The sequence below is a fragment of the Ensifer sp. 22460 genome (assembly GCF_052044935.1).
Lineage (GTDB): Bacteria > Pseudomonadota > Alphaproteobacteria > Rhizobiales > Rhizobiaceae > Ensifer.
Genome location: NZ_JBQENZ010000015.1, coordinates 158,074 through 168,087 on the forward strand (window position 1 = coordinate 158,074; position 10,014 = coordinate 168,087).

7 protein-coding genes are annotated in these 10,014 nt (G+C 63.5%); 5 read left to right on the forward strand and 2 right to left on the reverse strand.

Translation table 11 applies throughout. From position 1 onward, the window contains the following. Window positions 1-23 precede the first annotated feature (23 nt). Window positions 24-1,229: a glutamine-hydrolyzing carbamoyl-phosphate synthase small subunit gene (gene carA, locus ACTJKM_RS19800; RefSeq protein WP_058326562.1), complete on the reverse strand. Its 1,206-nt coding sequence runs from the start codon at window positions 1,227-1,229 to the stop codon at window positions 24-26. Window positions 1,230-1,554: 325 nt separating this feature from the next. On the opposite strand from carA, the gene ACTJKM_RS19805 reads away from it, so the two are divergent. Next, window positions 1,555-2,004, forward strand: a complete 450-nt coding sequence (locus tag ACTJKM_RS19805; RefSeq protein ID WP_057254340.1) for a GatB/YqeY domain-containing protein — start codon at window positions 1,555-1,557, stop codon at window positions 2,002-2,004. A gap of 570 nt (window positions 2,005-2,574) precedes the next feature. Next, the gene (gene dnaG, locus ACTJKM_RS19810; RefSeq protein ID WP_057253182.1) at window positions 2,575-4,599 is read left to right on the forward strand and encodes a DNA primase; all 2,025 of its coding nucleotides are present in this window, start codon (window positions 2,575-2,577) and stop codon (window positions 4,597-4,599) included. 55 nt (window positions 4,600-4,654) lie between these two features. Here dnaG and ACTJKM_RS19815 read toward each other — a convergent pair whose 3' ends face one another. Beyond that, the gene (locus ACTJKM_RS19815; RefSeq protein ID WP_093233955.1) at window positions 4,655-5,494 is read right to left on the reverse strand and encodes a glycosyl transferase; all 840 of its coding nucleotides are present in this window, start codon (window positions 5,492-5,494) and stop codon (window positions 4,655-4,657) included. Window positions 5,495-5,695: 201 nt separating this feature from the next. Between ACTJKM_RS19815 and recQ the strand changes: the two genes are divergently transcribed. From recQ to tdh, 3 genes are all read left to right on the forward strand, one after another. Next, a complete protein-coding gene (gene recQ, locus ACTJKM_RS19820; RefSeq protein ID WP_058326563.1) occupies window positions 5,696-7,573 on the forward strand; it encodes a DNA helicase RecQ in 1,878 nt (625 codons plus the stop codon). A 204-nt stretch (window positions 7,574-7,777) separates the two neighbouring features. Continuing rightward, window positions 7,778-8,965, forward strand: coding sequence for a glycine C-acetyltransferase (locus tag ACTJKM_RS19825; protein ID WP_110879287.1), 1,188 nt, complete (start codon window positions 7,778-7,780; stop codon window positions 8,963-8,965). An 11-nt stretch (window positions 8,966-8,976) separates the two neighbouring features. After that, a complete protein-coding gene (gene tdh / locus ACTJKM_RS19830; protein WP_440660734.1) occupies window positions 8,977-10,011 on the forward strand; it encodes an L-threonine 3-dehydrogenase in 1,035 nt (344 codons plus the stop codon). Window positions 10,012-10,014 lie beyond the last annotated feature (3 nt).

Sequence of the window (10,014 nt, forward strand, 5' to 3'; positions counted from 1 at the left end):
TTTTGTCCGAATGTTTGTTGCGCTTAGCGCTCGGCCAATGCCGGCTCGCCCTTCTTCTCGCGCACCAGGTTCATGAAGCGGCGGAAGAGGTAGTGGCTGTCCTGCGGGCCGGGCGAGGCTTCCGGGTGGTGCTGGACCGAGAAGACCGGCTTGCCGGCGACGCGCAGGCCGCAGTTCGTGCCGTCGAAGAGCGAAATGTGAGTCTCTTCAACGCCTTCCGGCAGCGACTTCGAATCGACCGCGAAGCCGTGGTTCATCGAGACGATCTCGACCTTGCCTGTCGTGTGATCCTTGACCGGGTGGTTGGCGCCGTGGTGGCCCTGGTGCATCTTCTCGGTCTTGCCGCCGAGGGCAAGCGCCAGCATCTGGTGGCCGAGGCAGATGCCGAAGACCGGGATATCGCTCTTCAGCAGGTTCTGGATGACCGGCACGGCATATTCGCCGGTTGCCGCCGGGTCGCCCGGGCCGTTGGACAGGAAGATGCCATCCGGCTTCTGCGCCAGAACTTCGTCGGCGCTGGTCGAAGCCGGCATGATGGTGACGCGGGCGTTGAGGCCGGCGAAGAGGCGCAGAATGTTGCGCTTCACGCCATAGTCGAGCGCGACGATATGGTAGGCGGCATCGGTTTCGCCGAGCGTCGAATAGCCCTCGTCCCAGACCCAGGGCTTCTCGTCCCAGCGCGAGGACTGGCCCGAGGTCGCGACCTTGGCGAGGTCGAGGCCTTCAAGCCCGCTCCAGGCCTTGGCTTCGGCCTTCAGCGCGTCGATGTCGAAGACGCCCTGGGGGTCATGGGCGATGACGGCGTTCGGCATGCCGTTCTCACGGATCCAGGCGGTGAGCGCGCGGGTGTCGATGCCGCAGAGGCCGATGATGCCGCGGGCCTTCAGCCAGGCGTCGAGGTGCTTGACGGCGCGGTAGTTCGACGGCTCGGTGATGTCGGCCTTGAAGATGACGCCGACCGCGCCGTGGCGTGCTGCCGGCGTCAGGTCTTCGATGTCTTCGTCATTGGCGCCGATATTGCCGATGTGCGGGAAGGTGAAGGTGACGATCTGGCCGAGATAGGAGGGGTCCGTCAGGATTTCCTGATAGCCCGTCAGCGCCGTGTTGAAGCAGACTTCCGCCTGCACCTTGCCGGTCGCGCCGATGCCCTTGCCTTCGATCACGGTGCCGTCGGCCAGAACGAGCAGTGCGGTTGGTTTTTCAGTGGTCCATGCGGGTGTCGCGGTCATCGTTCCTATCCCGTTGCGGCGTGAAGCGGGGCTTGAAAGCCCGGCGGTCGATCGCCATTTCATGTGCTCAGGCATGGACGCGCGGAATCCCCGCGGAAAGTGCTCTCATGCCGATGTCGTGCAGGTGCGGGAAAATAGCCAAAGCGCTGATCCGGGTCAACCGGCCGCTGCGAATTGTCAGGAAATAAAATTGCTTTTAATTCAAGCGGTTGCGTATTCCGTTTGATTGCGCCTGTCACACTGGTTTAAGACGACGACAACAATGATGGTTTCGAGCCGGTTCCGGGCAGAGCACCGCGGGCCGGTTTCGACATGGAGTATGGACATGCGCGACCAGTTCGCTGACGCACTGAAGGAAGCCCTGAAAGCCAAGGACACACGGCGTACCTCGACCGTGCGGCTGATCCAGGCGGCGATCAAGGACCGGGACATCGCCAATCGCGGCCTGGGCAAGGACCCGGTCAGCGACGACGACATCCTGCAGATCCTCGCCAAGATGATCAAGCAGCGCGAAGAGTCGGCCCGCATCTATGACGAGGGCGGCCGGCCGGAGCTTGCCGAGCAGGAGCGCCAGGAAATCGTGATCATCAACCAGTTCCTTCCGGCCCAGCTTCCGGAAGAGACGGTGCGTGAACTCTGCGCCTCGGTGATCCAGGAAACCGGCGCGCAAGGCTTGCGCGACATGGGCAAGTGCATGAACGTGCTCAAGGAGCGCTATCCGGGCCAGATGGACTTCGCCAAGGCGTCCGGTCTCGTGAAGGAACTGCTCAAGTAAGAGCTCGTTCAAGTAACTGCGCACGCCCGGCCATAGGTGACGGGCGTCGCCTCCTCGGCGTTCGCAAGGATTTCGTTTTCGAACGCGCGATCGATCCGCGGTGTTGCGGCTGGCGATATCGTTGGCGACGACATAGTTGATGAAACGACCGCTATAGAGGCCGCTCGACAGATCTTGGGGATCGCGGTCGTGATGGAGGGCAGGGCCGGATTGGGCCATCAGCCAGCGTTGCTGCGAGGCAAAGATCGAAGCGAGGCGCGGGTTATCCCCATACATGGAGACCATGCCGCGGGCGTAATCCAGCACGGTGCTGAAGAAGACGGGACTGGACGCGAGCGCTTCGACGGCGATGGCCATGATGGGTGTTCCAGTTCGGGACGCCGAATTGATGCCATTCACCTTCGGCGAGTCAAGCTCTACTTTTGGTCCTTGGAAGATCTCAATTGCGTCTTTTGGTTGTGGAAGCGGGCGTGAATCCCGTTTCCGTCCTGTGAATAGCGGGCAAGCCGGATCACTGTTGTGGCGTCCAGCGGCCTTGCCGCCTATATGGAAGATCGACCAGAGGTTTTCATGCGCTTTTCACCATCCTTTCTCGACGAGATACGCGATCGCGTGCCGATTTCGGACGTGATCGCCAAACGCGTCACCTGGGATCGGCGCAAGACCAATGTCTCGCGCGGCGACTATTGGGCCTGCTGCCCCTTCCATGGGGAGAAGTCGCCGAGCTTCCACTGCGAGGATCGCAAGGGCCGGTACCATTGTTTCGGCTGCGGCGTCTCCGGCGACCATTTTCGCTTCCTGACCGATCTCGAAGGCTTGAGCTTCCCGGAGGCCGTGCAGCAGATCGCCGACATGGCGGGCGTTGCCATGCCGCAGCCCGACCCGCAGGCCGAGCGGCGCGAGAAAGAGCGCACCAGCCTTCTCGACGTCATGGAGCTGGCGACCGCGTTTTTTGAGGATCAGCTCCAGACCGCGGGCGGCGCCAAGGCCCGCGCCTATCTGCGCGAACGCGGCCTGACAGGCCGCACGATCGAGACCTTCCGCCTAGGCTTTGCGCCCGACAGCCGCAACGCGCTCAAGGAATTTCTCGCTGGCAAGGGTATCGGCAAGGAGCAGATCGAAGCCTGCGGTCTCGTCGTGCACGGGCCCGATGTGCCGGTTTCCTACGACCGTTTCCGCGACCGCATCATGTTCCCGATCCTGTCGTCACGCGAAAAGGTCATCGCCTTCGGCGGTCGCGCGATGTCTCCGGATGCGCCGGCGAAATATCTGAACTCCAACGAGACCGAGCTCTTCCACAAGGGCAACGTGCTCTACAATTTCGCCCGCGCCCGCCGGGCCTCGCAAGGGGCCGCCCGCCTGGGTGACGCCGGGCCGGACGATGCCGCCGGAACGATCATCGCCGTCGAAGGCTACATGGACGTGATCGCGCTGCACCAGGCGGGCGTCGAGAACGCGGTTGCGCCGCTCGGCACGGCATTGACCGAAAACCAGCTCGACCTTCTCTGGAAGATGACGTCGCAGCCGGTGCTCTGCTTCGACGGCGATGGCGCCGGCATCCGTGCCGCCAATCGTGGCGTCGACCTGGCGTTGCCGCACCTGAAGCCTGGCCGCTCGGTGCGTTTCGCGATGCTGCCTGACGGCAAGGATCCGGACGATCTGGTGCGCCACGAGGGTCGCGCGCCCTTCGACAAGGTGCTCGCCAATGCGCGATCCCTTGCCGACATGGTCTGGCAGCGCGAGATCCAGGGTGGATCGTTCGACACGCCTGAGAAACGCGCCGAGCTCGAAGCGCGGCTGAAGCAGGTCACTTCCGTCATCGCCGACGAAAGCGTGCGCCGCCACTACGGCCAGGACATGCGCGACCGGCTGAACGCCTTCCTGCAATCGTCGGGATCGGGGCGGGGGGGCGAGCGTCGCCCATTCGAGCGTGGCGGCGGCCGCGTAGGGGGCAAACGGTCGATGCAGCCCGCGGACGCGTTGAAGGGCGCTATTGTCGAGGCGGGGACTGCGGCCAGTTCGAAGCTTAATCAGTTGTTGAAAGCTGACCGCTCAACGAGGCCGCCAGAGTTACGCGAAAGCGTGCTGGCGTTCACCATCGTCAACCACCCGCAGCTGCTGTTCGACGAGTATGACGAAATCTCGACGATCGAGTTCGACCATCGCGACCTGCAGCGCTGCTGGGCGGCGGTGCTGAATGCTGCTGCCGCGCAGGGGCCGCGCCTGACGCGCGAAGGCCTGATCGAGCAACTGGATGGGGAAGGCTTCGGCGCACTGCTCGCCGCGATCGACCAGCAGATCCGCTATGCGCGGCTCTGGACCGCGACGACGGCTGCAGCCCCCGAGGATGCGCGCGAAGGTTATCTGCAGGCTCTGGCTTTGCACCAGCGGTCCAAGGCGCTGCACTGGCAGCGGCGTGAACTCGAGCGTGAGCTTGCGCATGCGACGGAGGAAGGCGACCTCGAAGCGGTGCCGCAACTGCTGCGCACGCTTCAGGAAGTGCAGCTCGAAGTGACTCGTCTTGAGAACCAGGAGGCGATCATCGAGGGTTTCGGGGTGCTTTCCGGTCGCGTGAAGGGGCCGGCGGCGCGTTAATCTAAAAACTTACGCTGCCACGCTGAAATCCTGCCCGATCTTAACAGAACGCCGACTATTCGCGCCAATGTTCGGCCACCCATGGAGCAGGGCGGATATAGTGGCGCAGGTAGCGGAACGGGTTCTTCTCACGGCGGTCGCCGTTGAACAGGCGTCGAATATGTCCAAGCGGCGTGTCGACGCGTCCGCGATAGCCATATTGCCCGTCGATCGCATGTTGCGGCAGCAGGCTGCGCGGGAAAAGCACCACACGCGCATCGGCCGGCAGGCGCGGTGTGAAGAAATAGTTGAGCGGGAAGGTCCAATGGCAGTCCTGCCGGTAATGCAGGACCCAGCGCCTTGGGAAGAGCTTCACGCCACCGGGCGCATTGCGCGTGACGAAACGCTGCTCGAAGCGATACTCGTCGGCAATCGCCTGAGGATTGGCGCCAAACTTCTGCTGCAGGGGCACGAGTTTGCCCACCGGGAAGCGGAACAGCGAGGTCTGGCCGAGGCGCTCGAAGGGCGTTGTCTGATTTCTGGCGAGGATCACGTCGTCGGGTTCGCCGACCTCGAAGAAGGAATCGAGCGATCCGACGATGACGATGTCGAGGTCGAGAAAGAGGACCGGGCCCTGGAGATTGCCGAGCTTCGGTCCCCAGAGCCGCGACTTCTGCCAGATGCCCGGCGTGTTCGTGGGCATGTCCGCGATGTTGAGCGGCGGCAGGTCCTCGCAGAGAATTTCCGGACGCAGTCCTTCGAAGTTGTCGGTGAAGCAGGTGAAGGTGAAGGGCGGGGTGATGTTGCGCGCCACCATGGCATAAAGCCGGTTGATGAACGGAGCGCCGTACTTCGTACCCCAGTTGATGCAGATGATCTGCTTGACGCCGCCGCTCGCCGCTAAAATGTTCGCCATGATGACTTCCTGATTTTTGGGAGCCACTAAAGTACTGCTGCGTTGGCAAGGTCAAGCTGGCAAAAGCTCAATCCCCGACCTTGAAAAGCCTGCTGATGGTGCGGGATTATCACGGCGTTCTCTTCATTTGCCCTGACGGCTATGGCATTGCGGTCACATCTTGCGATGATTGCAGGCAGTGATTCCCGTGAAGGAGACGTGATGGAGTTTGTCGAAAGGGCCAAGCGCGGCGCAAGCGCTGCCAGCCATCTCTTCGACGACGCCGGCCCGGCGCCGCTCGATGTGCTGAAGCGCGTCTATGGCTATTCCGCCTTTCGCGGCAGACAACAGGAAGTGGTCGAGCACGTGACCGGTGGCGGCGATGCCGTCGTTCTTTTTCCGACCGGCGCCGGAAAATCGCTCTGCTTCCAGATCCCGGCGCTCTGCCGTCCTGGGCTCGGCGTGGTCGTCTCGCCTTTGATTGCGCTGATGCGCGACCAGGTGGAGGCGTTGAAGCAGCTCGGCGTCAATGCCGCGGCCCTCAACTCGTCGCTGACCCGCGAGGAGGCGATCGCCGTGCGGCGACAGATCTATGACGGCACGCTCGACCTTCTATATGTGACGCCGGAGCGGATCGTCACCGATGGCTTCGCAGATCTTCTCGGCGATGCCCGCATCGCGCTCTTTGCCATCGACGAGGCGCATTGCGTTTCGCAATGGGGCCATGATTTTCGCCCGGAGTACCGCGCGCTTGGGCTTTTGGCGGAGCGTTATCCCGGCGTGCCACGCATCGCGCTCACGGCCACCGCCGATCCGCACACGCGCGACGATATCGTCGAGCGGCTGGCGCTGACCAATGCCAAGGTCTTCACCACCAGCTTCGACCGGCCGAACATCGCCTATGAAATCGTCGAGCGCGACCAGCCGCGCCAACAATTGCTGCGCTTCCTTTCGCGCTTCAAGGGTTCGTCCGGTATCGTCTATTGCCTGTCGCGTGCCAAGGTCGAAGATACGGCCGAGTGGCTGAATGCCCAGGGTATCCGGGCACTGCCCTATCACGCCGGCATGGACCGGACGCTCAGAGACAAGCATCAGGACGCGTTTCTCAAGGAAGAGAGCCTCTGCCTTGTCGCGACCGTCGCCTTCGGCATGGGCATCGACAAGCCCGACGTGCGCTACGTCGCCCATCTCGATCTGCCGGGATCGGTAGAGGCCTATTACCAGGAAACCGGGCGTGCCGGCCGCGACGGCGAGCCCTCCGACGTCTGGATGGCCTATGGCATGGCCGACGTACTGCAGCGCCGCCGGATGATCGACGAGGGCGGGGCGGCCGACGACATCAAGCGCATCGAGCGCGGCAAGCTCAACGCGCTCTTGGCGATCTGCGAGACCGCCGGCTGCCGCCGTCAGGCGATCCTTGCGCATTTCGGCGAAGCCCATCCCGGACGCTGCGGCCATTGCGACACCTGCCTGAAACCGGTCGAGACCTGGGATGGCACGGAGGCCGCAATCAAGGCGCTTGCCGCCGTTTATCGCACCGGCGAGCGCTTCGGCACCGGGCACGTGATCGATGTACTGATCGGCACGGTCAACGAAAAGACCGAGCGTTTCGGCCATGTCGATATGCCCGTCTTCGGCGCCGGCAAGGATCTTCCTGTTCGTACCTGGCAATCGGTCTTCCGGCAGTTGCTAGCAGCGGGGCTGATCAGCGTCGATCATGCTGCCTTCGGGGCGATGAAGCTGGAGCCGGATGCGCGCGCCGTCTTCAAGCGCGAACGCCAGGTGTTCTTCCGCAAGGACCGTCCGACCTCGGGCAAGGCCGCACGGGGGGCAAAATCGGGCTCGCAACGCGAACGCGCCGACCTCGCGGGTTCCGACCTCGAACTGTTCGAACTCCTTCGTGCCGAGCGCTTCTCGATCGCCAAGGAGCTGAACGTCCCGCCCTATGTCGTCTTCCCCGACGCGACCTTGATCGCGCTCGCCAAGGAGCGCCCGCGGGACTTCGACGAACTGCTCGACATCCCCGGCATCGGCGAAAGCAAACGCGAGCGCTACGGCGAAGCGTTCCTGGCGGTCATCGACGGGTATGTGGACGGGTGAGTTCGCGCACGGCGGGTGCTGACGCGGCGAAGGAATATGTCCGTGAGCGCGCCTGCGACGACACAATATATCCCTCACGCCATCTCGCCGTGAAATGCCCTGTCGTTTTTGCGCCGGCCTCCTCGGCGCGCTGGAATTTGCTGCAAGTCGAAAGCCGTCATGATACTCGTCAGGAACGCGATGTTTTCTGTGAGCGAGAGCGCCATGACTTCAGCCTTTCTGTCCCATCTTCGTTCTGAACTCGAGGGCCTGAAGACGGCCGGGCTGTACAAGTCGGAGCGTGTCATCACCTCGAAGCAGGCGGGCGCGATCGAGGTCGCCTCGGGCGACCGCGTGCTCAACTTCTGCGCCAACAACTATCTCGGCCTTGCCGACAACGCGGAACTCGCCGAGGCCGGCAAACAGGCGCTCGACCGTTACGGCTACGGCATGGCCTCGGTGCGCTTCATCTGCGGCACGCAGGAGGAGCATAAGCAACTCGAGGCCCGCATCTCGTCGTTCCTCGGCCTGGAAGACACCATCCTCTATTCCTCCTGCTTCGATGCCAATGGCGGCCTGTTCGAAACGCTGCTTGGCGAAGAGGACGCGATCATCTCCGACGCGCTCAACCACGCCTCGATCATCGACGGCGTGCGGCTCTCCAAGGCCAAGCGCTTCCGCTACGCCAACAACGACATGGCAGCACTGGAGGAGGAGCTGAAGAAGGCGGAGGGCAGTCGCTTCAAGCTGATCGCCACCGACGGCGTGTTCTCGATGGACGGCATCATCGCCAACCTGCAAGGCGTCTGCGACCTCGCCGACAAATACGGCGCCATGGTCATGGTCGACGACAGCCATGCGGTCGGCTTCGTCGGCAAAAATGGCCGCGGCTCGGCCGAACATTGCGGCGTCGAGGGCCGCATCGACATCATCACCGGCACGCTCGGCAAGGCGCTCGGCGGCGCCTCCGGCGGTTACACCTCGGCCAAGGCCGAGGTCGTCGAGTGGCTGCGCCAGCGCTCGCGGCCCTATCTGTTTTCCAACACGCTGGCGCCGGTCATTGCCGCCGCCTCGCTCACGGTCTTCGACCTGATCGAGAACGGCGATGCACTGCGGCAGCGGCTCTATGCCAATGCCACCCTGTTCCGCACCGAGATGTCGAAGCTCGGCTTCACGCTTGCCGGCGAAGGGCACCCGATCATCCCGGTCATGCTCGGCGATGCGGCGCTCGCCCAGGAGATGGCGGCGCGCATGCTGCAAAAGGGCGTCTATGTCATCGGCTTCTCGTTCCCGGTGGTGCCGAAGGGACAGGCGCGCATCCGCACGCAGATGTCGGCGGCCCACAGCGAGAACGACGTACGCCGGGCGATCGCCGCCTTCGAAGCGGTCGGCCGCGAGCTTGGCGTGATCTGAGGGAGAGACTGATGACGAACATGATGAAGGCGCTGGTGAAATCGAAGCCGGAAGAAGGCCTCTGGATGGAGCGGGTGCCGGTGCCGGAGATCGGCCCGAACGACGTGCTGATCAAGGTGAAGAAATCGGCGATCTGCGGCACCGACGTGCATATCTGGAACTGGGACCAGTGGGCGCAGAAGACCATCCCGGTGCCGATGGTCGTCGGCCACGAGTTCATGGGCGAGATCGCCGAGGTCGGCTCGGCCGTCACCAAGTACCATGTCGGCGAGCGGGTGTCGGGCGAGGGCCATATCGTCTGCGGCAAATGCCGCAACTGCCGCGCCGGCCGCGGCCATCTGTGCCGCAACACGCTCGGCGTCGGCGTCAACCGCCCGGGTTCCTTCGGCGAGTTCGTCTGCCTGCCGGAATATAACGTCGTGCCGATCCCGCACGACGTGCCCGACGAGGTCGCGGCGATCTTCGACCCGTTCGGCAATGCCGTGCACACCGCCCTTTCCTTCGATCTCGTCGGCGAGGACGTGCTCGTCACCGGCGCCGGGCCGATCGGCATCATGGGGGCACTGGTTGCCAAGCGCTCGGGTGCGCGCAAGGTGGTGATCACCGACATCAACCCGACGCGGCTGGCGCTCGCCAAGAGCGTCGGCATCGATTACGTCGTCGACGCCTCGAAGCAAAACCTCGCCGACGTGATGAAGGCGATCGGCATGACCGAGGGCTTTGATGTCGGTCTCGAAATGTCGGGGGCGGCGCCGGCCTTCCGCGACATGATCGACAAGATGAACAATGGCGGCAAGATCGCCATCCTCGGCATCGCGCCGGCCGGATTCGAGATCGACTGGAACAAGGTGATCTTCAAGATGCTCAACCTCAAGGGCATCTACGGTCGCGAGATGTTCGAGACCTGGTACAAGATGATCGCCTTCGTGCAGGGCGGCCTCGACCTTTCTCCCGTCATCACCCACCGCATCAGGATCGACGAATTCCGCGACGGCTTCGAGGCCATGCGCTCCGGCAATTCCGGCAAGGTGGTGATGGACTGGTAAGGC

Coding starts and splice junctions, on each gene's coding strand:
- dnaG (WP_057253182.1), top strand. CDS start 2,575: ATGCGCTTTTCACCATCCTTTCTCGACGAGATACGCGATCGCGTGCCG.
- ACTJKM_RS19805 (WP_057254340.1), top strand. CDS start 1,555: ATGCGCGACCAGTTCGCTGACGCACTGAAGGAAGCCCTGAAAGCCAAG.
- carA (WP_058326562.1), bottom strand. CDS start 1,229: ATGACCGCGACACCCGCATGGACCACTGAAAAACCAACCGCACTGCTC.
- recQ (WP_058326563.1), top strand. CDS start 5,696: ATGGAGTTTGTCGAAAGGGCCAAGCGCGGCGCAAGCGCTGCCAGCCAT.
- tdh (WP_440660734.1), top strand. CDS start 8,977: ATGACGAACATGATGAAGGCGCTGGTGAAATCGAAGCCGGAAGAAGGC.
- ACTJKM_RS19825 (WP_110879287.1), top strand. CDS start 7,778: ATGACTTCAGCCTTTCTGTCCCATCTTCGTTCTGAACTCGAGGGCCTG.
- ACTJKM_RS19815 (WP_093233955.1), bottom strand. CDS start 5,494: ATGGCGAACATTTTAGCGGCGAGCGGCGGCGTCAAGCAGATCATCTGC.